Source organism: Streptomyces sp. NPDC001153 (assembly GCF_053598315.1).
In genome coordinates this window covers 1-21,729 of sequence record NZ_JBSFJZ010000026.1, presented here as the reverse complement: position 1 = coordinate 21,729, position 21,729 = coordinate 1, and the positions used below count along the sequence as shown (strand labels likewise).

General features: G+C 70.2%; 20 protein-coding genes and 4 pseudogenes. 12 read left to right on the top strand and 12 right to left on the bottom strand.

Going from position 1 to position 21,729, the window contains the following annotated elements:
- Positions 1 to 314: 314 nt before the first annotated feature.
- The 6 genes and pseudogenes from ACWDEN_RS27530 to ACWDEN_RS27505 form a co-directional block, all read right to left on the bottom strand.
- Positions 315 to 806 (bottom strand): annotated as a pseudogene (locus tag ACWDEN_RS27530) (LLM class flavin-dependent oxidoreductase); the annotation flags it as partial.
- A 172-nt stretch (positions 807 to 978) separates the two neighbouring features.
- Complete coding sequence (locus ACWDEN_RS27525) at positions 979 to 1,743, bottom strand: amino acid ABC transporter ATP-binding protein (protein WP_351613620.1); 765 nt, start codon at positions 1,741 to 1,743, stop codon at positions 979 to 981.
- Positions 1,740 to 2,761 (bottom strand): annotated as a pseudogene (locus ACWDEN_RS27520) (amino acid ABC transporter permease). The gene ACWDEN_RS27525 and the pseudogene ACWDEN_RS27520 overlap by 4 nt, the downstream one beginning before the upstream one ends.
- A gap of 21 nt (positions 2,762 to 2,782) precedes the next feature.
- Positions 2,783 to 3,739, bottom strand: coding sequence for an ABC transporter substrate-binding protein (locus ACWDEN_RS27515; RefSeq protein ID WP_450860368.1), 957 nt, complete (start codon positions 3,737 to 3,739; stop codon positions 2,783 to 2,785).
- Complete coding sequence (locus ACWDEN_RS27510; RefSeq protein WP_450860367.1) at positions 3,736 to 4,137, bottom strand: hypothetical protein; 402 nt, start codon at positions 4,135 to 4,137, stop codon at positions 3,736 to 3,738. The genes ACWDEN_RS27515 and ACWDEN_RS27510 overlap by 4 nt, the downstream gene beginning before the upstream one ends.
- Positions 4,134 to 5,276: an LLM class flavin-dependent oxidoreductase gene (locus ACWDEN_RS27505; protein WP_450860366.1), complete on the bottom strand. Its 1,143-nt coding sequence runs from the start codon at positions 5,274 to 5,276 to the stop codon at positions 4,134 to 4,136. Before ACWDEN_RS27505 ends, ACWDEN_RS27510 begins: the two co-directional genes overlap by 4 nt.
- 699 nt (positions 5,277 to 5,975) lie before the next feature.
- On the opposite strand from ACWDEN_RS27505, the gene ACWDEN_RS27500 reads away from it, so the two are divergent.
- From ACWDEN_RS27500 to ACWDEN_RS27470, 7 genes and pseudogenes are all read left to right on the top strand, one after another.
- On the top strand, positions 5,976 to 7,007 hold the full coding sequence (locus ACWDEN_RS27500) for an amino acid ABC transporter permease (RefSeq protein ID WP_450860365.1): 1,032 nt from the start codon (positions 5,976 to 5,978) through the stop codon (positions 7,005 to 7,007).
- Positions 7,008 to 7,366: 359 nt separating this feature from the next.
- Positions 7,367 to 7,564, top strand: a pseudogene (locus tag ACWDEN_RS27495) (winged helix-turn-helix domain-containing protein); the annotation flags it as partial.
- Between the two features lie 13 nt (positions 7,565 to 7,577).
- Positions 7,578 to 8,807: an acyl-CoA dehydrogenase family protein gene (locus ACWDEN_RS27490; RefSeq protein WP_351613631.1), complete on the top strand. Its 1,230-nt coding sequence runs from the start codon at positions 7,578 to 7,580 to the stop codon at positions 8,805 to 8,807.
- Positions 8,808 to 9,030: 223 nt separating this feature from the next.
- A complete protein-coding gene (locus ACWDEN_RS27485) occupies positions 9,031 to 9,489 on the top strand; it encodes an RrF2 family transcriptional regulator (RefSeq protein ID WP_351613634.1) in 459 nt (152 codons plus the stop codon).
- A gap of 138 nt (positions 9,490 to 9,627) precedes the next feature.
- Positions 9,628 to 9,729, top strand: a complete 102-nt coding sequence (locus ACWDEN_RS27480; protein WP_351613636.1) for a putative leader peptide — start codon at positions 9,628 to 9,630, stop codon at positions 9,727 to 9,729.
- Between the two features lie 297 nt (positions 9,730 to 10,026).
- Positions 10,027 to 11,133 carry an aliphatic sulfonate ABC transporter substrate-binding protein gene (locus ACWDEN_RS27475; protein ID WP_450860364.1) on the top strand — a complete coding sequence of 369 codons (1,107 nt, stop codon included), beginning with the start codon at positions 10,027 to 10,029 and terminating at the stop codon, positions 11,131 to 11,133.
- A 5-nt stretch (positions 11,134 to 11,138) separates the two neighbouring features.
- Positions 11,139 to 11,258: pseudogene (locus tag ACWDEN_RS27470) on the top strand (ATP-binding cassette domain-containing protein); the annotation flags it as partial.
- A 573-nt stretch (positions 11,259 to 11,831) separates the two neighbouring features.
- On the opposite strand, the gene ACWDEN_RS27465 reads toward ACWDEN_RS27470, so the two are convergent.
- A complete protein-coding gene (locus ACWDEN_RS27465; protein WP_450860363.1) occupies positions 11,832 to 12,374 on the bottom strand; it encodes an ATP-binding protein in 543 nt (180 codons plus the stop codon).
- 190 nt (positions 12,375 to 12,564) lie between these two features.
- On the opposite strand from ACWDEN_RS27465, the gene ACWDEN_RS27460 reads away from it, so the two are divergent.
- A complete protein-coding gene (locus ACWDEN_RS27460) occupies positions 12,565 to 13,158 on the top strand; it encodes a TetR/AcrR family transcriptional regulator (protein WP_450860362.1) in 594 nt (197 codons plus the stop codon).
- 27 nt (positions 13,159 to 13,185) lie between these two features.
- Here ACWDEN_RS27460 and ACWDEN_RS27455 read toward each other — a convergent pair whose 3' ends face one another.
- The gene (locus ACWDEN_RS27455; RefSeq protein ID WP_450860361.1) at positions 13,186 to 13,521 is read right to left on the bottom strand and encodes a hypothetical protein; all 336 of its coding nucleotides are present in this window, start codon (positions 13,519 to 13,521) and stop codon (positions 13,186 to 13,188) included.
- 271 nt (positions 13,522 to 13,792) lie between these two features.
- On the opposite strand from ACWDEN_RS27455, the gene ACWDEN_RS27450 reads away from it, so the two are divergent.
- Positions 13,793 to 14,512, top strand: a complete 720-nt coding sequence (locus ACWDEN_RS27450; protein ID WP_450860360.1) for a trehalase-like domain-containing protein — start codon at positions 13,793 to 13,795, stop codon at positions 14,510 to 14,512.
- Here ACWDEN_RS27450 and ACWDEN_RS27445 read toward each other — a convergent pair.
- From ACWDEN_RS27445 to ACWDEN_RS27430, 4 genes are all read right to left on the bottom strand, one after another.
- Positions 14,399 to 15,175, bottom strand: coding sequence for a cytochrome ubiquinol oxidase subunit I (locus ACWDEN_RS27445; RefSeq protein WP_450860359.1), 777 nt, complete (start codon positions 15,173 to 15,175; stop codon positions 14,399 to 14,401). The genes ACWDEN_RS27450 and ACWDEN_RS27445 overlap by 114 nt on opposite strands.
- 36 nt (positions 15,176 to 15,211) lie before the next feature.
- Complete coding sequence (locus tag ACWDEN_RS27440) at positions 15,212 to 16,051, bottom strand: SDR family oxidoreductase (RefSeq protein WP_351613651.1); 840 nt, start codon at positions 16,049 to 16,051, stop codon at positions 15,212 to 15,214.
- A 192-nt stretch (positions 16,052 to 16,243) separates the two neighbouring features.
- A complete protein-coding gene (locus tag ACWDEN_RS27435; RefSeq protein ID WP_450860358.1) occupies positions 16,244 to 17,833 on the bottom strand; it encodes a GMC oxidoreductase in 1,590 nt (529 codons plus the stop codon).
- A 111-nt stretch (positions 17,834 to 17,944) separates the two neighbouring features.
- A complete protein-coding gene (locus tag ACWDEN_RS27430; protein WP_450860357.1) occupies positions 17,945 to 18,910 on the bottom strand; it encodes a cyclase family protein in 966 nt (321 codons plus the stop codon).
- A gap of 830 nt (positions 18,911 to 19,740) precedes the next feature.
- On the opposite strand from ACWDEN_RS27430, the gene ACWDEN_RS27425 reads away from it, so the two are divergent.
- The 3 genes from ACWDEN_RS27425 (at position 19,741) to ACWDEN_RS27415 (ending at position 21,627) form a co-directional block, all read left to right on the top strand.
- Positions 19,741 to 20,112 carry a maleylpyruvate isomerase N-terminal domain-containing protein gene (locus tag ACWDEN_RS27425; protein WP_351613659.1) on the top strand — a complete coding sequence of 124 codons (372 nt, stop codon included), beginning with the start codon at positions 19,741 to 19,743 and terminating at the stop codon, positions 20,110 to 20,112.
- On the top strand, positions 20,105 to 20,410 hold the full coding sequence (locus ACWDEN_RS27420) for a hypothetical protein (protein ID WP_450860356.1): 306 nt from the start codon (positions 20,105 to 20,107) through the stop codon (positions 20,408 to 20,410). The genes ACWDEN_RS27425 and ACWDEN_RS27420 overlap by 8 nt, the downstream gene beginning before the upstream one ends.
- A gap of 206 nt (positions 20,411 to 20,616) precedes the next feature.
- Positions 20,617 to 21,627, top strand: coding sequence for a LacI family DNA-binding transcriptional regulator (locus ACWDEN_RS27415; protein WP_450860355.1), 1,011 nt, complete (start codon positions 20,617 to 20,619; stop codon positions 21,625 to 21,627).
- Positions 21,628 to 21,729 lie beyond the last annotated feature (102 nt).

The window sequence follows — 21,729 nt, the reverse complement described above, 5'->3', positions numbered from 1 at the left end:
GGCCTCGTGCGCCTGTCCATCGGCACAGAGGACCTCGCAGCCTCAAGGCCGGCCGGTGATCGCCGGTGGTACGAGCGTGAGGAGCCGCTGCCCTGGAGGCTGGTGGTGAACTGCCGGGCGTGCGGCCCGCGTTCGAGGTGTGAGGGTGGCTCGCGCTCGAGGCATGGGCAGCCGGCACTGGTCGTCGGCGGATCGATGGGCGGAATACGAGCGCTGGAACGGGCCGTGTGGCATCCGGAGCGGGCGCGGGGGCTCGCTCGATGGGGGTGATGGCCAGGAACCTCGCGACGCTGCCCGCCGGAACTGCGGCAGCGTCATCGCGGGCTCCCGGCGTCGGCGAAGGGCACGTGAACCGAGGCCGTTGCCTGGCGACCGTACGGGTGCCGCCACAGGCCCTGCGCCTGAAGCCTCGGCAGGACGCCCTCGCCGAACCAGTACGCCTCCTCCAAGTGCGGGTAACCGGAGAGGACGAACTCATCGATGCCCAAGGCGTGGTACTCCTGGATCCGCTCGGCCACCTCGGCGTGGCTGCTGACCAGCGCCGTGCCCGCACCGCCGCGTACCAGGCCGATGCCTGCCCACAGGTTGGGATGGATCTCAAGGGCATCGGGGCTGCACCGACCGCACCGCTCCGGGTCGAAGCCGTCCAGGAGCCGGTTCGCCTCCGCCCACGCCTGCTCGGAGGTGTCGCGCGTAATGACGTGCATCCGGATTCCGAAGCGATGGGCACGGTTCTGCTCTGCGGCCAGCCCCTTGATCCAGGCGATCTTCTCGGCGACCTGGGCGGGCGGCTCCCCCCAGGTGAGTTGGTGCCCTTGGTGACCGCCACCTCGGTGGTGCCGCCGTCGGAAGGGTTGCTGCAGGCGGCGAGGACGAGGGCGGAGGCGAGTCCGAGCGCGACTGCGGCGGAGCGGCGGACGAGGTGGATGGACACGGTCGTTCTTCTTGCGCGGGCGTGCGAAACGGGGTGAGTGGCGATCAGAGGACCTTGGAGAGGAAGGCGCGGGTGCGTTCCTGCTGGGGGTCGTCCAGGACGGCTGCGGGCGGTCCCTGCTCCACGACGACACCGCCGTCCATGAACACCACGGTGTCGGCGACCTCGCGGGCGAAGCCGATCTCGTGGGTCACGACGATCATGGTGGTTCCGGTACGGGCCAGGTCCTTGATGACGTCGAGGACTTCGCCGACCAGTTCCGGGTCGAGCGCCGAGGTGGGCTCGTCGAAGAGCAGCACCTTCGGTTCGAGGGCGAGCGCGCGGGCGATGGCCACACGCTGCTGCTGGCCGCCGGAGAGCTGCCGCGGGTAGGCGTCGGCCCTGTCGGCGAGGCCGACCCGCTCCAGCAGCCGGCGGGCCCTTTCCTCCGCCTCTCTGCGTGGGCGGCGCAGTGCGGAGACGGGGGCCTCGACGAGGTTGTCCAGCACGGTCAGGTGCGGGAAGAGATGGAAGTTCTGGAAGACGAACCCGATGCCGGTGCGCTGCTTCAGAACATCCTTCTCCTTCAGCTCGTACAGCTTGCTGCCCACGCGGCGGTAACCGATGAGCTCGCCGTCGATGCTGATCCAGCCGCGGTTGACCTTCTCCAGGTGATTGATGGTGCGCAGCAGCGTGGATTTCCCGGAGCCGGACGGGCCGATGATCACGGTGACCTCGCCGGTGCGGACCTTCAGGTCGACGCCGCGGAGCACTTCCAGCGGGCCGAAGCTCTTGTGGACTCCGTGGACGTCCACCATGACCTCACTCATCGGCTGTCTCCCAGGGGTCCCAGGGCTTTCAGGGGTACGACGGGCCGGCTGCGCTGGGCCGCCGCGGCGCGCAGGTCGCGTACGAACCGGCGGGCACGCTGGATCGGGGTGGGCGGCGGGGTGCGTTGGGTGCCTCGGGCATAGCGGCGCTCGACGTAGTACTGGGCGACCGACAGCAGGGAGGTCAGCACCACGTACCAGGCGGTGGCGACCAGCAGCAGCGGGATCACCCGGCCGTTGCGGCCGTAGATCACCTGCACCTGGTGGAACAGCTCGCCGATGGACATCACGTAGACCACCGAGGTGCCCTGAGCAGGCCGATGATCTCGTTGCCGGCCGTGGGCAGAATGGCGCGCATGGCCTGTGGCAGCACGATCCGCCGGATCTGCCGCAGCCGGGGAATGCCCAGCGCGGCGGCGGCTTCCCGTTGTCCGTGGTCGAGGGAGATGACGCCGCCGCGGACGATCTCGGCGGCGTAGGCGGCCTGGTGCAGCGTCAGCCCGATCACCGCGGCCCCGATGGTGCCGATCAGGCTGTTGCTGTCGACGGACCAGAGCACCGGGCCGAAGGGGATGCCGACGCCCAACTCCTTGTACAGCGCGCCCAGGTTGAACCAGAACACCAGCTGGACGATCATCGGGATGGACCGGAAGATCCAGATATAGGTCCAGGCGACGGTCTGCAGCACCGGGCTGCGCGAGAGCCGCATGAAGGCCAGGACGGCGCCGAGGAGGAAGCCCAGCACGGTGGCGTAGGCGGTGAGCTGGAGGGTCACCCACACCGCCTGAACGATCGTCTCGGACAGGACGTAGTCGCGGAAGACGCTCCACTCCCACACCGGGTTGGTGGCCAGACCGTGCACGAACTGGGCGACCAGCACGACCACGGCGACGGCCGCCGTCCAGCGGGCGTAGTGGCGGGCCGGGACGACCTTGAGGGTGGCCGGAGCGTGCGGGGCGGCGGGGGCGGTGCCCGGGGAGGCCGTACCGGACGGGGCGGCGCCAGTGGTGGAGGGCATCGTGTTGTTCCTGCTCGACTCTTATGTGTGCTCGGGCGGGTTGATCCGCGATGTCTCGATCGCGGAGGCGGAGGTGCTCCATTTCTTGAGGATGCGGGCGTATGTGCCGTCCTCGATCAGCTCGTTGACGGCGGCCTGGAACGCCTTGGTGAGCGGGGAGCCCTTCTTGAAAGCGACGCCCACGTCGAGGCGGTGGTACTCCCCGAGGAAGGTGGTCTGCGACGCGGGCTGTGCGGCCTGGTAGCGCAGACCGTTGATGGTCGACATGATCACGTCGATGCGACCCTGCTGGAGCGCGGTGAGGGTCGCCGCGTTCTCCGAGTAGATCTTCACGTCGTACGGCTTCTTGCCCGCCTTCGCGCACACGCCCTTCTGCGCGGTGAGGGTCGCCTCGAAGGTGGTGCCGGCCCCGGTGCCGATGGTCAGCCCGCACAGCTGGGTGAGGTCGGTGACCTTCGACCTGAGTGCGGTGCTGCCCTTCTTCACCGCGAAGCCCTGACCGTCATTGATGTAGGTGACGAAGTCAATGGTCTTCAGGCGTTCGGTGGTGACGCCGAAGTTGCCGGTGCCGAAGTCGTACTTACCGCTGCCCAGGGCCGGCAGGATCGTCTCGAAGGAGGCGTCCTGACGTTCCAGTCTGACGCCGAGGACCTTGGCCACCGCATCGGCGAGGTCGATGTCCTGGCCGGCGGGCGCCTTGTCCGGGCCGTTCGGGTAGTACGCGCCCGGCGGGAACCCGATCGAGCTGCCGACCCGCAGTGTGCCCGCATTGCGCACGCCGGCGGGCAGCAGGGCGGCTACGGAGTCCACCTTGTGTACCGCGGCGACCGGGTCGTCGGTCGGGGCCGGGGATGCCTGGGCGCCCGCTGCCGTGGTGCCGGGGGCGTCACCGGAGCCGCAGGCGGTCAGGGCCAGTACGGGCAGCAGCGCGATGCCGGCGGCGACGCGCAGACGGGTTCTGATCGCTCGGAGGTTCACCGGTCGGCTGCCTTTCCCGTGCGCGCTGCAGGTGCTTCGGCGGGCAGGTGCTTCTCGAAGGGCAGCGGGCCGGTGGATTCCGGGTCGGCCTCCGTGTCGAACAGCGGGGTGTAACCGGTGGCCAGGTGCAGGCCGCGGGCCTCGGGCCGGCGCGGCCCGGTGGTCAGGCGGATCCGCCGGTGGGCGGAGTGCGTCCAGATCCTCTTCAACTCGGCGGTGGTCGCGTCGTAGTGGCGGAACGCACCGCCCGCGACGGGCTCGCCGTGCTCCAGCAGCAGGAGCAGTCCTCCGTACGGCGGGGTGAACTCCTCGTCGGGGTAGCGGGCGATCTCGGCGTGGGCGTGCTTGCCGATGGGGGTCCCCCCTGCTGAAGAGAATGGTTGAGCTGCTGAACTCATTCGCCCACCGCCGCAAGGGTCTGTGTCCCCCGTGCCGCCCGCTCCGGGTCGCGCTTGGCGACCTCCTCACGGACGATCGGGATCACGTACCGGCCGAAGTCGATCGCGTCGCCCAGCAGGTCGTAGCCGCGGGCGGAGAGGATGTCGACACCGAGGTCGTAGTAGTCCAGCAGGGCCTGGGCGACCGTCTCCGGGGTGCCGACCAGGGCGTTGGAGTTGCCTGCGCCGCCGGTGGCGGCGGCGGTCGGGGTCCACAGGGCCCGGTCGTAGCGCTCCCCCGCCTCGGCGATGGCGATCAGCCGCTGTGAGCCGACGTTTTGAGGAGTTGCAGCGTCCGGGGCGCCGCTGCGGTGGTGCCGTACAAGACCGGCCTCGCGCCGCTCCCGAATGGCACCGACCGTACGGTGGGCCTTCTCCCAGGCCAGTTCCTCGGTCGGGGCGATGATCGGGCGGAACGCCACCTGGATGCGCGGCACGTCGGTACGGCCCGCGGCCCTCGCGGCGGCCTTCACCTTCTCGATCTGCTCGGCGGTCTTCTCCAGCGGCTCTCCCCACAGGCAGTAGATGTCCGCCTCGGCGCCCCCCGCGGCGTACGCTGCGGGTGACGAACCGCCGAACGACACCTTCGGGCGGGGCTGTTGAACGGGGAAGACGTCACTGACGAAGTCGTGGAAGCGGTAGTGCTCGCCCTCGTGGTCGAAGGGCTCGTGGCTGGTCCAGATCTTCTTGACGATCCGGATGTACTCCCGGGTGCGGGTGTAGCGCTCGTCCTTGGTGAGCGTGTCGCCCTCGCGACCCTGCTCGTGGTCGTTGCCGCCGGTGATGAAGTGCACGGTCAGCCGGCCCTCGCTGATCTGGTCGAGGGTGGCGAAGGTCTTCGCGGCGAAGGTCGGGTACGAGACGTTCGGACGGTGGGCGAGCAGGATCTGGAGACGGTCCAGTCTGCTCGCGATGAACGCGGCGGCCGGCGCCGGATCCGGCGATCCGGAACCGTAGGCGAACAGCACCCGGTCCCACCCGTGCTCCTCGTGTGCCCGGGCGAGCCGGAGCGTGTACTCCTTGTCGAAGGCGGCGCCGGAGCGCGGGGTGGTTTCGGAGCCGTCGTTGGTGGCGGCGATGCCGAGGAACTCCACTGGCATGGGAGATGGCCTTTCCTCAAGTCTTCGGTGCCGTGCCCGGACAAGCAGGGCAGCTTGCGGGCACGGCGGATCAGCCCTGCGGCCCGTGGGACGGCACGCCCCGGGGGCTGGGAGAGGGGTGAGCAAGTGTGACGACGCCGGGCAATGGACCTCGGCGAGGCAGGGGCAGGACGGTGGCAGCGCGTGTCCTACGTCTCGTAGGACCGTCCACGCGGGTTCAGCGCGTGTCAGCGCGGGCGTGCGACGGTGCTACGAAGGGTGGAGTTCGGCCCACGACGGGGTGGCCGAGGGAGGGAAGGGCCGATCAGACAGCCCGCTGCCGCTTCAGACGCAACACGCGGCGGACCACACCCGACCGAAGTCGATGTGGCCACGGGTGACCAGGCGCTGCTCGGCGTTCATGCGATTAATTGAGCAGTACATCTCGCGTCTCGTCAACTACGGCCCGGATGCCGGACGGGCGTTGAGCACATCCTGCGCGGTTGACACCTGCGCGCTGTGGCCCCATACGATCGAGGACGGCCCGGCTCCGCCACGTGTGGCGGCCGCACCGGCCGCGTTGAGGGGCGCGGCCGCCGTGATGACGCCGAAACCGGGCCGCATGCCCCGTACCCGCGCCGTCTCTGCGCGCATCCCGATGAACGTGTGGGCTCGTGTGGTCACCGGCGTCCGCGCCTCCCTCCCCTGGAGAGACTCCTGATGGTTTCAACGTCCGACACCACCGATTCCTCCCGCCTCCCGGCATCCGTCCCGCCCGATGGACGCCTGGCAGCCCCCGGCCCGGTCCCCGCCGACGACCTGCCGCGCATCGTGCCGCGCCGGCACCTCGGCCGCCGGCTGACGGCCGGCGGGGCGCTGCTGGTCTTCGCAATGGCGGTCAACTCCGTGGTCCGCAACCGCGCCTTCCAGTGGGATGTGGTCGGCCGGTACTTCACCACCGCCGCCGTGCTCGACGGGCTCCTGCTCACCCTCTGGCTGACCGGAGTGGTGATGGTGCTCGGCTTCCTGCTCGGCACTCCCTTGGCCGTGATGCGGCTGTCCGCCAATCCGGTTCTGCGTACGCTGAGTTGGGGCTATGTGTGGATCTTCCGGTCCACCCCGCTGCTGGTGCAGCTGCTGTTCTGGTTCAACATCGGCGCCCTCTACCCGACGCTCGGCCTCGGCATCCCCTTCGGGCATCAGTTCGTCACCGTCAAAACCGTCAACCTCCTGGGCCCCACCCTCACCGCCGTCATCGGGCTGACCCTGCACGAAGCCGCCTACGCCGCCGAGGTGGTACGCGGCGGCATCCTCTCGGTGGAAGCCGGCCAGACGGAGGCTTCCCAGGCTCTCGGCATCGGCAGACTGCGCACCCTGCGCCGGATCGTCATTCCGCAGGCGATGCGCTCCATCGTGCCGGCCGCCGGGAACATGCTGATCGGCACGCTGAAGGGCACCAGCATCGTCAGCGTGCTGGCCGTGCACGACCTGCTGTACTCCGTGCAACTGGTCTACAACCAGACCTACCAGGTCATCCCGCTCTTGATGGTCGCCACACTCTGGTACCTCGCCGTCACGACCGTGCTCAGCGCGGGACAGTTCTACGTCGAGCGCCACTACGCGCGCGGCTCCGCCCGTAGCCTGCCCCCCACGCCTCTGCAAGGACTCAAGGCGCGTGGGGTCGAACTTCGCGCCCGGTGGGAGAGGGCGACCGCACCCAAGGTCCGCCCGGCGGTGCACGGCGACCGGTGAGCCCGTCGACGGTGTGGCGTTCCCTACATTTCCTATCGGATTACTAGGGAAGCGTTGACGTCCCCCCAGCGCGGTGCGCAGGATGAGGCACATGTCCCCCGCGCAGCAGCGACTCGTTCGTCGTCGGCATGTCGACTTTGGTCACGTCGTCAGCGCCGCCTGCTGTCGTGCGTAAGGCACACGGCTGACACGTAGCAGCGTGCCGCTCCGCTCCTCCCCGCCCGTCCCGGGCGATCAGGCGAGCCATGTCCGCCGCACCTGAGGTCCCGACGTACTTCCGAAGGACGACCGCCATGACCACGGCACTTCCAGCCCAGACCACCGCCCCCACCGAGCCTTTCGCGAAGGACGTGCACGGCCACGCACGCGAGCAGCTGACGGTCGGCACAGGGGGCTACGACCACATCGGTGACGGCCGCTCCGTGGATGTCCCTATCGCTCGCCTGCGCCACAGGCTGGGCGCAGCTCACCGGCACCGGATCGTCACGGTACGGCGCGTGGACTACAGGTACGTGCCTGACCAGCACCCCAACACCCCTTCCTGCCACCGACCTTGAGGAGATCATCGCCATGGGCGTTGCCACTGCGCCGTCCGGCCCCGCTTCGGAGTCCGGCCGGAACGGGCCAGGCCGTGCGCACTGGCTGCGCGTGGCCCGCGAGACGGCGGACGACCTGGCCACGGACGCAGCGGCCCGGGAGCAGGCAGGCAAGGTCCCGTTCGACGAGGTGTTCCGCCTGCGCGAGGCGGGACTGCTGACGCTCCTCATACCGGCCGAGTCGGGGGGAGGCGGAGCGGACTGGCCCACGGCCTACGCCGTGGTCCGTGAGATCGCCGCAGCCGACGGCGCGATCGGTCAACTGCTCGGCTGTCACTACTTCCTGTCGTGGAGCGCCCGGTTTCTCACCGAGCCCTCCCGCGCCGCTCGGCTGGAGCGACAGTACGCGACGGAGCAGTGGTGGTGGGGTGGCGGTCTGGCCCGTCAGGAATCCCCTCTGACGTTGACCCGGGCTCGCGGCGGCCATGTGCTCAACGGTCGGCAGAGCTACTCCACCGGCGTCCTGGTCGCCGACCGCCTCGCCGTACGGGCCGTGCGGGCCGACACCGGCGAACCACTCGCCGTCGTCGTCGATCCCGCCCACCACGGGGTCGGCATAGATGGCGACGCCGATACCTTCGGCCAGCGCCTCGCGGCCGGCGGAAGCGTGGAGTTCGACGCCGTACCCGTTGCCGCCGACGACGTACTCGGTTCCCTGTCCGCGGACGAGGACATCCTGTCTCCCCTCGCTGCTCTGGCCTCTCCGGTCGGGCGTCTCCTCTCCGTCCAGCTCCGTCTCGGCATGGCCGAGGGAGTACTCGACGAAGCCCGGGAGTACAGCCGGGCGAGCCGCTCGTCCCGGCACCCGGCCTGGCCGGGCGACTCTCCCCAGGACCCGCAGGTGCTGGCCGCCTACGGGGAGCTCACCGTGCTCACCCGCTCCGCGTCCGCACTCGCCGATCAGGCGCTGGACGCCGTGCGCCGCGGGCTGACCCGCGGTGAAGACCTCACCTACGACGAGTACGCGGACATCTCCGTCCTCGTGGCCATGGCCGAAGCCGCCGCCTCCCGGGCCGCGCAGGAATCCACCGCCCGCGCTCTCGACATCGTCGGCGCCCGCTCCGCATCCTCGCGGCTGGGCTTCGACCGCTTCTGGCGCAACGCCCGGACCCACACCCTGTACGAGCCCGTCACTCCCCGGCTCCGGGATGTGGGGGACTACTTCCTCAACGGGGCGCATCCGCCGTTCGTCCTGCCTGTCTGACCGTCACCGGTCGCCGCCCCAGAGCGCCGGGGCATGGCCCGCCCGCCAACCGGCTGGTTGCGACAGACTCAGGAGCAAGGCAACGGGTGTGCGCGGACCGGAACCACCAGCGGCACCACCGCCTCGGCCAGATCATCAAGGGCGACGACGCCTGCCACTACACCCCCGTCCCCCAGCCTGACCACAGCGGATGCCGGCCGAGGCCGTACGGGATAATGGGCGCATGCGGATCTCAGCCAGGGCGGACTACGCGGTGCGTGCCGCGCTGCAGCTCGCCGCGTCACGGGACGACGGGCCGATGAAGGCCGAGGCCATCGCCGACGCTCAGGACATCCCGCACAAGTTCCTCGAAAGCATCCTGAACGACATGCGCCGGGGCGGTCTCGTCCTCAGCCAGCGCGGCGGCAACGGCGGCTACCGTCTGGCCAGGCCCGCCGAGTCCATCAGCATCGCCGACGTCATCCGCGTCGTGGACGGACCGCTCGTCTCGGTGCGTGGGGTCCGCCCTCCGGAGCTGTCCTACACCGGCCCGGCCGAGTCGCTGCTGCCCTTGTGGATCGCCTTGCGGTCCAACGTGCGCGAGATCCTCGATGGCGTGTCGCTGGCCGACGTCGCAGCCGCCCGACTGCCCGCTGAAGTATCGGCGTTGAGCGACGCGCCAGGAGCGTGGGTGAACCCCTGACACGCTGAGCCGTTTCGCCCTGTCTCAGAATGCAAGATATCGGCGTCCATCATGCGAATACCCTCTTGGGGTGGGCGCCGCCTTCTGCCACGATCCCTACCAGCCAAGTAGGAAAACTAGGGAATGCGGGGTGAGGTCATGCGATCACTGGACCGCGCACTCCTGCTGCTGCCCCTGCTGACCTCGCGTCGCCACATCGACTTCGGCCGCACGTCCAGCGCCATGTGTCGGCCTGTCTGAGCCTCCGCACAACCTGCGGGCACCGCACAGAAGACCCGGTGCTCCCCCACCGTCCCGCCGGCTTCGGCGGGCTGGTCACCGTCGCCCGACAGCACCGCCCGCATTCCCCAGCCGCATGCCCGAGGCGCGGCACGGCTGTGACGGAGGCGCAACACCGTCCCCCACGATTCTCTCGCCGACCCGAGACGGCATTCCGGCTGCTGCGGGTCGGCGAGCCGGGCAGAGGTGCCCGCCCGTAGCCCCCCGCCTCGCTGTGCCGTACCTCCCTGATCATCCCATCCCTGAGAGGACACCCACGTGTCTGCCGCAAGACCGCTCACCACCCTGCGCACCATCGCCGTCATAGCAGCACTCCCCGTCCTGCTGACCGCCTGCGGGTACGGTTCCAAGTCCACTGACGACGGGAAGAAGACCGCGGTCACGGCGGGTGCCAAGAAGCTCTCCACCGACGAAGTGAAGATCGGCTACTTCCCCAATCTCACGCACGCCACCGCTCTCGTGGGCGTACAGGAGGGCTTCTTCCAGAAGGAGCTCGGCGGCACCACGGTCAAGACCGCCACCTTCAACGCCGGCCCCTCCGAGATCGAGGCGCTCAACGCCGGCTCCATCGACATCGGCTGGATCGGCCCCTCCCCCGCCATCAACGGCTACACGAAGTCCGGCGGCAAGAACCTGCGGATCATCGGCGGTTCCGCCTCCGGCGGCGTGAAGCTGGTCGTGAACCCGAAGAAGATCAAGTCCTTGAACGACGTCAAGGGCAAGAAGATCGCCACGCCGCAGCTCGGCAACACCCAGGACGTCGCGTTCCTCAACTGGATCGCCGGCCAGGGCTGGAAGGTCGACGCCCAGAGCGGCAAGGGCGACGTCTCCGTCGTCCGAACCGACAACAAGATCACTCCGGACGCCTACAAGTCCGGCTCCATCGACGGCGCCTGGGTGCCCGAGCCGACCGCCTCCAAGCTGGTCGCCGAGGGCGCGAAGGTGCTGCTCGACGAGTCGTCGCTGTGGCCCGCCAAGAAGTTCGTGATCACGAACATCGTGGTGCGGCAGGACTTCCTCAAGCAGCACCCGGACGTCGTCGAGGCCGTGCTGCGCGGTTCGGTGAAGACCAATGAGTGGATCAACGCCAATCCGGAGAAGGCGAAGGCGTCCGCCAACACGGCGCTGGAGAAGCTGTCGGGCAAGGCGCTGCCCGCGGACGTCATCGACCCGGCCTGGAAGTCCATCACCTTCCTCGACGACCCGCTGGCCTCGACTCTCAACACCGAGGCGGAGCACGCGGTGACGGCCGGCCTGCTGGACAAGCCCGACCTGAAGGGCATCTACGATCTCACGCTGCTCGACAAGGTCCTCAAGGCCGAGGGCAAGGACAAGGTCGACGACGCCGGTCTCGGCACCAAGTAGCGGCAGCCGGACCGATGAGTTCCCAGGAGGTGACGACCACGCTCGATGTCGCACCGGGCGAGTCCGTCACCCTCCTGGGAGCCTCCGGCTGCGGCAGGTCCACGCTGCTCAACCTGGCCCCAGGGCGCCGCTGCGGGAGACCCTGATACGCAAAGTACCGCTTTCCTCAGGCTTCTCAGCGTTGATTCCGGCCGCATACCAGGTTCTCTGATGGCGTGTCAGCCACCGGGAAGAGCTACCCGGGGTCGGTGCGCGCCACAGGCGGCCCGCGTCAGTCGTGTGTCACGGCCGGCCGTCGACCGCCCGGCCGATCATGTCCGCCACTGACTCGACGAGTCTCGTCCGGCAACCGCTGCTCGCCGATCATCCGGAAGACCGCGCTGAGCGGCCCGATCCGCGATTCGGCGGCGGCGATGACGAGGTCCTGCTCGGTGGGCCGGCGCCGGTACATCGCCGCGGTGACATGTTCCTGCCCCGGCCGTCCCGGTCCCCTCCTCGCCGGCTCCACCCGCTCCTGCGCCATGCCGCGGCCCTGGTCGACACATCTCGGCCACGTCGCAGACGGTGGACACGTGCGGCGGTGCTCAGGTGCCCCTCACTGCTCGGCCGGCTCGGCCGGCTCGGCCCCGAGCACACGCCCGGTGATCTTCCCGGCGGGTGTACGCGGCAGCCGCCCATCGGGGTCTCCCCGCCGGCGCCTACTCCCGCGGACGGTCCTCGGCGCGCAGCTCGAACCACATGGTCTTGCCGGTGCCCGTCCGGGTGCTGCCCCAGGCATCCGCGAGCAGCTCGAGGAGTTCGATGCCACGGCCCCCCTCCGCGTCCGCGTCGGGCACGTTGCGCGCAGGGCCGGCGGACTCGGTGTCCTCGACCTCGCACAGCAGGCGGGAGTGGCGCAGCCGCAGGTTGAGCCTGAGCGGGCCGCGGGTGTGACGCAGGGCGTTGGTGACCAGTTCGCTGACCAGCAGTTCGGCGGTGTCGGCCAGGTCGTCCAGGGCCCAGTCGCTCAGCTGCGCGGTCACCAGGTGCCGGGCCCGGCCCGCGGAGGTCAGCTCCCGCTGCAGGGGCCAGGAGGCGTCCCAGGCGGTGGCGCGGCCGCGCGGCGCGTCCAGCGGCCGCAGCGGGGCGAGCATGCGGGACCACAGAGCCCACTGCCTGGCGAACCACGAGGGCATGACGGTACGCGAGGACCGCTCCTCCCTGCGAAAGGCGATGGGGCAGCCGACGGCCTGGGCGGCCATGGGGATCAGTCCCTTCTGGGCCGGCGGCCGGACGGTCCGCCGGATGGATGTGCCCGGCAGGCGCCAGGCCCTTACATGTAGCAGTCGCTACACCTCAAATATAGACGTAGCGGGCGCTACAGTAAATACCTCACCAAAAACGAATAAAAGGAAGGCCGGGAATCCCACCCTCACGCCCCCAGGAGCCCCCATGCCTCGCCCGCCCGATCCGGCCAAGCGCCGCGACCTTCTCGACAAAGTCCGCGCGTACGTGCTGAGCCACGGCCTGGCGGACCTCTCGCTGCGCCCCCTGGCCCAGGCCCTGGGGACCAGCGACCGCATGCTCCTGTACTACTTCGGCACCAAGGAACGGATGATCGCCGAGGCGCTCGCCCTCTACGAGCGCCGGCCCCTGCTGCGCACGCGCGACCTGCTGGAGACCGTCGGCTCGCCCACGGACGCCACGGGGCTGCGCCGCTTCATGGAGGAGGTGTGGCGCCAGTTCAGCGATCCCGACGTACGCGCCGCACTCCCTCTGTACCTCGAGATCATGAGTGCCAGCGTGCTTCACCCGGACCGCTACGGGCCCGTCATGCGCGACATCGTCACCGAGTGGACGGGCCTGCTCACCTCGGTCCTCCGTGACCTCGGCATGAGCCAGGACCGAGCCCGGACACAGGCCACCCTCCTGGCAGACGCCTCACTCGGCCTCCTGATCGCCCCTCTGGCGGACGGTCACTGGGATCGGGCCGGCAGGGCCTTCCACGCCCTCCTCGACAGCCTGGAACCGGGGTGGAACCGTTGAGCCCGCGTCGTCACTCCGGAGCGGTCGTCACTCCGGAGCGAAGGAGAAGCTGTGCCACAGGTCGGTGGCCCTGACGACCTGGTCCGCCGCTCCGATGTCCAGATAGACGCTCTGCCCACCCGCCGGCACGGTGCAGTCCGGTGTCGTGTACAGGAGCAAGCTGCTCTGCGTCTGATTGTTGACGTGGGTCACGCCCTCGGGGAAACGGTGACATCTGTCGATCGACGGGTTGGAGACCGTCTCCACGAGCCTGACTCCGTTTCGCGCCACCACCTGACCGGACGCCTGGTCCTGGCAGGCGCTGAGCGCGAGGCCGAACAACGTGACGCCGATGAGCGCGGCCAGTGAGCGTGAAGAAGGCATAGGGCCTCCCGAGGTACGGGTGTTGCCGGGGACGTCGCCCTTCCTTCACTATTCGCCAGGTCCGAGGGACCCGCACGGTGAGGACCGTCCCTGGACCGAACTCAGCGCTCGACGACGGCGACCGGCGCACAGCAAGCGCATCCCGGTCGACGAGCCCGAGCAGGACCCGCGCCTTAGGCTGATCGGGGGGTGCGTCCGGGTGAATCGCACACCGAAAGGGGCGCCCGGATGGTCGACTACCCACTGATCGAGAACCACGGTCTCATCGGCGATGTGCAGACCGCGGCGCTCGTCAGCACCGACCGCGTGGTCGACTGGTTCTGCTCCCCTGCCCGCTTCGAATCGCCGAATGCCTTCGGGGCACTGCACGGTCCGGCCGGCGCACCGGACCCATGCGACCAAGCAGTTGTACCTGCCCGACACGGCGGTCCTGGTGACCCGGTTCATGACCGAGGCGGGTGCCGGCGAGGTGCTCGACTTCATGCCCGTGACCGGTACGACGACCACCTCCCGCCACCGGCTGGTGCGTCTGGTCCGCTGTGTGCGCGGCAGCATGACGTTCCAGGTGGAGATCGCCCCGCGGTTCGACTACGGGCGCAGGAAGCACGAGTTGCACATCACTCCGAACGGAGCGGCCTTCGCCGCGGAGGACGGCACGGAGCTCAACTGGGCAACTTCCCCCAGGCGTTCACGCATCTCGCCCTCATCGACGCGGCCCTCACCCTCAACGCGTCGCTCGACGGGCGGTAGTCCGGGCCCGGTTCACCCCGCCGGCGGTGCGGGGCCGAGGAGCACGGGCGGGAGAAGGCGGGGCCCAGGAGGTTTCCGGAACGGACGACGTCGGTCGGGCCGGTGCCCAGCAGGATGTCGTCCTCGCTCACCGGTGCTCCGCTGTGGGGGCGGCGCCCACCGCAGGTGCGCCCGGACATGCGCCGGCCGCGAGGTCAGCCCTGGTCACCGGCGCCGCCGCGCCGCAGGTCGGCGTCGGTGAGGCCCTCCAGCTCGCCATGGGTGTCCACCCAGTACAGCAGGGCGACCGCGGGGATGACGAGCTCACGAACATCGCCACGACGAAATGCCAGTACTGCGGGCCGAACATGGGGGTGAAGACCGCCTGCCAGATCTTCACGTCGACCGGGTTGCCCGCGGCGTCGAGGGTGAAGCCCCGCGGGGTGTTCATCCACGAGTTGGCGGCCAGGATGCCGAAGGCGCCGAGCAGGGCCGTGAAAGGCAGGGGCAGTCCGAGCAGGAATTGGGCCCGGGAGGGGAGCCTTCGCCAGCCGTAGAGGTAGATCGCGATGAGCACGGCCTCCAGGAAGAACGCCCATGCCTCGACACCGAACCCGATGCCGAAGACGTCGCCCCACCGGCCCATCATGCCCGGCCACAGCAGCCCGAACTCGAAGGACAGCACGGTGCCGGTGACCACGCCGATCGCGAACTGGACCGCCATGACGGCCGACCACCGCCGGGCCAGCAGCAGGGCGGTGGCGTCGTCACGGCGCAGACCGTAGCCGTGCATGACGAGCGTGATCAGCGGCAGCGCCACGCCCAGGGGCACCAGGATGATGTGGGAGGCCAGGGTGAAGGCCATCATCGATCTGGCCGGCAGCGTCTGCGACGGTACGTCCGCCAGCAGCAGGACCGTGTGCATGGGATGTCTCTCCGGGGGCCGACACGGGTGGGGTGGTCAGCCGCCGGTGGCGAAGCCGGGGAAGAGGGTCATCCCGCCGTCGACGTACAGGGTGGTGCCGACGACGTAGTCCATGAGGTCGGAAGCGAGGGCGACGACGGCGTGGGCGATGTCCTCGGGGTCGCCGATGCGCTTGTACGGGATCAGCCGCAGGAGATCCTGCTGGGCCTCGGCCGTCTCCCAGGCGTTGCGGTTGATGGGCGTCTTGATGGCTCCGGGGGCGACCGCGTTCACCCGGATGCGCTGGGGGGCGAGTTCCTGGGCGAGCGTCGTCATCAGCATCTGCACGCCGCCCTTGGACGAGGCGTAGTTGACGTGACCGGACCAGGGGATGATCTGGTGGACCGAGCTCATGCAGATGATCTTCCCGGCGGAGCAGGAAACCTCCGGGACGACACCGCGCCGCAGGAACTCCTTGGTCGCCTCACGCGCGCACAGGAACTGCCCGGTGAGGTTGACGTCCAGGACCTTCTGCCACTGGGCGAGGGTCATGTCCGTGACCGACGCGTCCCGCTGCAGTCCCGCGTTGGCGACCAGGATGTCGATCGTGCCGAACTCCTGGACCATCCGGTCCGTCATGGCGCGGACCTGCTGCTCGTCGGACACGTCCGCCTCGTAGGCGGCCGCCCGGACCCCGAATCGGGTGATCTCCTCGACCACCTTCTCGGCGTCCTCGCGGCCGGCCACGTAGTTGACCACGACATCGGCGCCCGCGCGGCCCAGGGCGACGGCCGTCGCCCTGCCGATTCCGGAGTTCGCGCCGGTCACCAGTGCCTTCTGGCCCTTCAGCAGGTGGGCGGGGATCACGACCTGGGGCGCCCCCTCGGTGGAACTCACGATGTCCTGCTCCTCCACTGCGTGCCCGCATCCGCCGGGCCCGTCGCCCAGAGGTCCAGGCATCAGGCAAGCACCGGTGCGGGACGGCGGCATCCGGGGGCGGACCGCGTTGCGCTGCCCGGCTGAGGAGCTTCGCCCGGTCGTCGGAGTCCGGGCGGCGTCACCGGGGCGGCGGAGTCCGGACGGCGGTGGTCAGCCCAGCCGTTCCGTCAGGTGGTCGCCCACGCGGAGGGCGTTGGCGATGGCCGTCAGGGACGGATTGACCGCGCCGATGCTCGGGAAGAAGCTGGTGTCGACGACGTAGAGGTTGTCCAGGTCGTGGGCCTTGCAGTTGACGTCCAGGGCCGAGGACGCCGGGTCGGTGCCGAAGCGCACCGTGCCGGCCTGGTGCGCGGTGGCGCCGATCGGCATGCCCTTGTGCAGGTAGATGCTGTGGGACAGCAGCCGGTGCTCGTGCATGCCCAGATGGCCGAGCATGTGCTGGAGTTTGTGCCGCAGTCGCCTCAGGCCGGCGATGTTGTTGCCCTCGTCGAGGGTGAGCCGGATCCGGCCGTCGGCTTCCAGGGTCACCCGGTTGTCCGGCTGCGGCAGGTCCTCCCCGCACAGCCAGAAGTCGACGGCGTGATGGGCGAGGACCTCGAACGGCATGTCCGGCGCCACCGCTCCGGCCCAGCGCGGGGCCTCGCCGTGGATCTGCTCGGCGTCCGACTTGCCGAGCATCTGGATTCCGCCGAGCGGGTACTCCCACTCGTCCGCGCCCAGGTACCAGTCGTGCAGGGCCAGGGTCTTCTGGAACTGGGTGTCGTTGGGTTCCTTCGAAACGGCCATCAGCGCGAAGTTGTTGTGGCGCATGTAGTGCCGGCCGACGACGTCCGAGCTGTTCGCCAGCCCGCGCGGATGCCGGTCGTTGGCCGAAGCGAGCAGCAGGGCGGCGGAGTTGACGGCCCCGCAGGCCACGACCACGATGTCCGCCGAGAACCGGGCCTCCTCCTCGTCGGAGAGCCGGGCCACGACAGTGGTCACGCTGCGCCCGGTGGCATCGGTCTCCAGCCGCGTCACCCGCGCGTTGGTGATCATCTCCACGTTGGGGTGCTCCAGTGCCGGCTCCACACAGATCACCTGGGCGTCGGACTTGGCGCGCACCAGACACGGGAAGCCGTCCACCCGGTTGCAGCGGATGCAGACGCTGGAGTGGGTGGCCCGGCCGAGCGCGTCCTGGGTGAGGTTGACCCCGATCGGCAGGTGGAAGGGGTGCAGCCCCCGCTTCTCCAGGTCGGTGCTCAACTGCTGGATGCGCGGCTCGTGTTCGACCGGCGGGTAGGCGTACTGCGCACTGTACGGCCCTTCCCGGGGATCCTCACCGTGCCGGCCGTGCACCAGGTAGAGGTGCTCCGCCTGGGTGTAGTACGGCTCCAGGTCGTCGTAACCGAGGGGCCAGGCCGGCGAGATGCCGTCGTGGTGGCGCAGTTTTCCGAAGTCCTCGGGGCGCAGCCGGAACAGCGCCGCGCCGTAGAACTTGGTGTTTCCGCCGACGTAGTAGTTCACTTCGGGCGGGAACTCGTTGCCGTGCCTGTCGAGCCAGAACTCCGGGGCCCGGTACTTGGCCTTGACGAACACGGCGGTGGAGTCCCAGTTGTCGCGTTCGCGCCGCAGGTAGTCGCCGCGTTCGAGGACGAGCACGCGTTTGCCGGACGGGGCGAGGCGGTGGGTCAGGGTGCCGCCTCCGGCCCCGGTACCGATCACGATGACGTCGTACGAAGGCAGGGCGTCCACGGCAACCACCGTCCTTGCTCGTGCTCGCGTGGTCTGCGGGGCCGTTGCGGCTCTTGCCCCCTTCGAACGTACGCGTCGTGCAGGGCTACGGCACTCGGAGGGGGCCGCACACCGGCACGGTCACAGAACGGCGATCGGGTTCACCGGAGAGCCGGTCGCCGCCGGGAGCCGCAGCGGGGCGACCACGCACAGGAAGTGCCGGCGCCCCTGCTCCTCGCACACCCCCACCAGTTCCTCGAGGTCCAGGTAGTCCAGCAGGTGCAGCCCCAGGGCGTTGACCGCCAGCACGTGCACGGGGAACGCGACCTCGGCGACCGCACTCGGTGCGGCGTCGCTGTTGCCGTCCGATCCCAGGACGGACACCTGCCGGTCGGCCACGAAGTGCATCGCCGTCGGATGCAGGCCCGCCCGCGCCCGCGTCACGTCCCACGGCCCGAGGTCACGGCGCCGCAGGCGGTGTCCTACGCGCACGAACAGCAGGTCACCCGGGCCGACCGTGGTCCGCTGGGCGGTCTCGGCCGCGACGAGGTCCTCGGCGGTCACCTGGGCGCCGGGTTCGAGCCAGGGCACCCCGCGCAGGCGCGGGATGTCCAGCAGGACGCCCCGGCCGACGATGCCGTCTCGCACCAGATCGAGGGTGAGCGCTCCGGCCCCGTCCGGTGTCACGGTGCTCGACGGGACGCCGCCGTACAGTTCGCCGTCGAAGATCACGTGGCACAGCGCGTCGAGGTGGCTGTCGACATCACCGTGCACGTTCATGGCGAACCGGTCACGGGCGAAAGCGAGCCCGGGTTCGGCGGGCTCCCGGTGCGTGGGAGCCGTCATCCGGTGGGACGCGGGCTCCGGGCTGTCCGGACCGGAGCGCGTCTCGACGGGCGCGGACAACGACACGGTGCGCCCGCACCGGACCTCGGCGGCGGCCGCCACCACGCGCTCGGGCGTCAGCCGGTCCAGCGCGCCGCGCCGTTGCCCGCCGCCGTCCAGGGCCTGGTCCCGCAGCCGGCGGTACAGGTCGCGGAAGGCCGCTTCGGACAGGGACGGGAGTGCCGTGGGAGGCGCCGGTACGGGCTGCTGGTGCGAGGTCATCGGGAGCTCCTCCTCATCCGCCTCGGCCGTCCCGCAGAGCTGTCGTCCCGAGTGGCGGCCGGCAGGTGCGGCCGGGGCACGGGCCAGGTCGCTGAAGGACGGTCGGTCCCCCGGGACGTGGCCCCGCATGGACCGGCGGCTCGGTCCGCAGCACGTATTCCCTCGCGGGAGATGGATCCGACCGCGGCACGGCGGCCGAGCTCATGCTCACGCCTCCCGCCATTGCACCACTCGGCCACAGGCCGCGCACGTCCGAGCAGTTCGGCTGTACGGCGCTTCCGGTCGGCGTGGCTCGGTGCGGGCGGGCCGGGCGGGATCATGGGGCGCATGGCGCAGCTCGCAACCGGCTCCGGGGTACTCGGAGCCGGTTCCGATCCGCCACGGGAAGGGAGGCGGGGGCCGTGATGCTTTCCCACTCGCTTCAGCACGAGGTGCTCGTCGTCACGGTGCACGACAACCCCGGCACCGGCGGGCGGTCCACCCTGCTCACGAGCATCAGCGACCTGCTGCAAAGTTACCGGCCGGCCTCCCCTGATCGTCCTCGACGAGCCGGCGGCAGCCGATCCCGTGGTCGGCGTCGTGCTGCTGGCCGACCGTGTGTGCCATCGCCTCGGACTTCTGCTGTCCGTCGCCACCCACAGCGCCCCCGGGCGACGCCTTCTCGAGTCCGGCGCCGCCGCCGTCGCGGTGGCCACGTGAGGGTCCTCGATGATGTCCTGGTCGGCCGGGTCGCCGCCGCCCGGCCCCGGGCCGTGACCCATGGCCGTGACCGTGTACCACTCGTACCCGTGGGCATGAGCCGGCGGACAGGGGACATCGCTGTCGGGGAGGTGGGTGGAGCAGCCGGCGGAGATGGCGACGAGCGCGCGGATCCGGTCCGGGAACAGCGCCCCGACGACGGCACCTGGTGCGAGGCGTGGACGGTGCGTGACGTCCTTGTCCACCAGACGGGCAACGCCGAGGAACTGGCCCGGGTGCTGCAGGCGTTCCTCGACCGGTCGCCCGTGGAGACCAGGGGCTTCGACCGTGAGGAACCGTTCCGGCGCCTGTCCGACGCCGAGCTCTGGGTGACGTTCCTGAACCGCTGCGAACGGCTCACCGAGGTGGCCGCGGCCGCCGCACAGGACCTCTCCCCGGACACGGAGGTGATGTGGACGGGCCGGTCTGTTCAAGGCGCCGTTCTTCGCGGAACACATGCGTGAGGAGCTCATCCCGCATCGCTGGGACCTCACCGGCGACGACCGGACGGCCGTACAGGCGCTGAACGAGCACTGGATGACGGAACACAGTGTGGTCTCGGTCGGCCGCCCGCTGCTGAAAAAGGGCCACGCCAGGCTGGACCTGGGACCCGGCGACCGGGTCGAGGGCCGGCTGCGCACGCCGGGCACCGACGACATCGTCGTGACCTCCGACGCCGACGGCAGCAGCATCCGGCTCGCCGCCCCCGAGGGCCCCGCCACGATCGAGAGCGACGCGGCCGTACGCGTCCTGCTGCTGTGAGGACGCCGCCCCGCCGACCCGACCCGCTGGCACAGCGACGCCGGACCGGAGACGCTGCGCAGGGTGCGCAGCCTCCTGGGCGGCTACTGACGCCGCGCCGGCCGCCCGGCCGCCCGTCGGGGGCGACCGAGAACATGCAGGCCCGATTCGAGGGATGAAATCCTTTTCAGCCGCAGGGTAGGGTGGTCCTACACACGGCTGAAAGGATGCGCACTCAGGTGGTGACGATCCATGACGTGGCGCGAGCCGCCGGGGTGTCCCCGGCGACGGTCTCGCGTGTCTTCAACGGCGGCAAGGTCACGCCGGAACGCGCCCTCTCCGTCCAGCAGGCCGCCGCGGCTCTCGGCTTCGCGCCGAACCGGGTGGCCCGGTCGCTGCGCATGCAGCGCTCCAGCGTGATCGCCCTGATCATCCCGGACATCGAGAACCCCTTCTTCACCTCGCTCGCCCGCGGGGTCGAGGACGCGGCGCAGCGCACCAGCCTCTCGGTCGTCCTGTGCAACTCCGACGAGGACACCGACAAGGAACGCCGCTATCTCGAGGTCGCCCTCGGCGAGCAGATGGCCGGTGTGATCGTGGCCGCCGCCTCTCAGGACGAGACGGACCTGGCGCCGCTGATCGCCCGGGGCGTGCCCGTGGTCGCCGTGGACCGGCGGCCGCACGCCGCCGAGGTGGACGCGGTGCAGGTGGACAACCAGCACGGCGGCGAGGTGGCCACCCGCCATCTGCTGGAGGCCGGTTACCGCCGGATCGCCTGCATCACCGGCCCCCGGGGCGCCTCCACCTCCGAGGAGCGCCTCGCCGGGTACCGCATGGCGGTGTACTCCGCGGGCGACGCCGCCCCGCCCGGCGACGCCTACGTACGGCACGCGGACTTCCGGGTCGAGGGCGGCCGGGCCGCGATGCGCGAGCTGCTGGCGCTGCCCGAGCCACCGGACGCCGTGTTCGTCGCCAACAACCTCATGACGATCGGTGTCCTGGACGCGCTGCGCGAGGTCGGGCGCACTCCCCCGGCCATCGGTGTGCTGTCCTTCGGCGACGTGCCCTGGGCGTCGCTGCTGCGGCCGTCCCTGACCGCGGTGGAGCTGCCCTCGTACGAGCTGGGCCGTACCGCCGCCGATCTGCTGCTGCAGCGCATCGACGGCAAGCCGTCGCCGCTGCAGACCGTGGTGCTGCGCACCAGGCTCCAGGTGCGGGAGAGCACCGCCGGGCCGTGAGCCGGCCCGGCCCGCAAAGGGGGCGCGGTACCGGTCGGGTGACCGCGCGTCCTGCTCGTGGACGAGCTGGACAAGGGAGACCTTGATCTGCCGAACGATCTG

Excerpts from the sequence above, each read along its gene's own strand:
- ACWDEN_RS27445 (WP_450860359.1), bottom strand. The coding sequence starts at position 15,175 with ATGCACACGGTCCTGCTGCTGGCGGACGTACCGTCGCAGACGCTGCCG.
- ACWDEN_RS27505 (WP_450860366.1), bottom strand. The coding sequence starts at position 5,276 with ATGCCAGTGGAGTTCCTCGGCATCGCCGCCACCAACGACGGCTCCGAA.
- ACWDEN_RS27415 (WP_450860355.1), top strand. The coding sequence starts at position 20,617 with ATGCGCACTCAGGTGGTGACGATCCATGACGTGGCGCGAGCCGCCGGG.
- ACWDEN_RS27420 (WP_450860356.1), top strand. The coding sequence starts at position 20,105 with ATGCGTGAGGAGCTCATCCCGCATCGCTGGGACCTCACCGGCGACGAC.
- ACWDEN_RS27525 (WP_351613620.1), bottom strand. The coding sequence starts at position 1,743 with ATGAGTGAGGTCATGGTGGACGTCCACGGAGTCCACAAGAGCTTCGGC.
- ACWDEN_RS27490 (WP_351613631.1), top strand. The coding sequence starts at position 7,578 with ATGGGCGTTGCCACTGCGCCGTCCGGCCCCGCTTCGGAGTCCGGCCGG.
- ACWDEN_RS27480 (WP_351613636.1), top strand. The coding sequence starts at position 9,628 with ATGCGATCACTGGACCGCGCACTCCTGCTGCTGCCCCTGCTGACCTCG.
- ACWDEN_RS27455 (WP_450860361.1), bottom strand. The coding sequence starts at position 13,521 with ATGCCTTCTTCACGCTCACTGGCCGCGCTCATCGGCGTCACGTTGTTC.
- ACWDEN_RS27450 (WP_450860360.1), top strand. The coding sequence starts at position 13,793 with ATGTGCAGACCGCGGCGCTCGTCAGCACCGACCGCGTGGTCGACTGGT.
- ACWDEN_RS27485 (WP_351613634.1), top strand. The coding sequence starts at position 9,031 with ATGCGGATCTCAGCCAGGGCGGACTACGCGGTGCGTGCCGCGCTGCAG.
- ACWDEN_RS27500 (WP_450860365.1), top strand. The coding sequence starts at position 5,976 with ATGGTTTCAACGTCCGACACCACCGATTCCTCCCGCCTCCCGGCATCC.
- ACWDEN_RS27510 (WP_450860367.1), bottom strand. The coding sequence starts at position 4,137 with ATGAGTTCAGCAGCTCAACCATTCTCTTCAGCAGGGGGGACCCCCATC.
- ACWDEN_RS27465 (WP_450860363.1), bottom strand. The coding sequence starts at position 12,374 with ATGGCCGCCCAGGCCGTCGGCTGCCCCATCGCCTTTCGCAGGGAGGAG.
- ACWDEN_RS27430 (WP_450860357.1), bottom strand. The coding sequence starts at position 18,910 with ATGACCTCGCACCAGCAGCCCGTACCGGCGCCTCCCACGGCACTCCCG.
- ACWDEN_RS27460 (WP_450860362.1), top strand. The coding sequence starts at position 12,565 with ATGCCTCGCCCGCCCGATCCGGCCAAGCGCCGCGACCTTCTCGACAAA.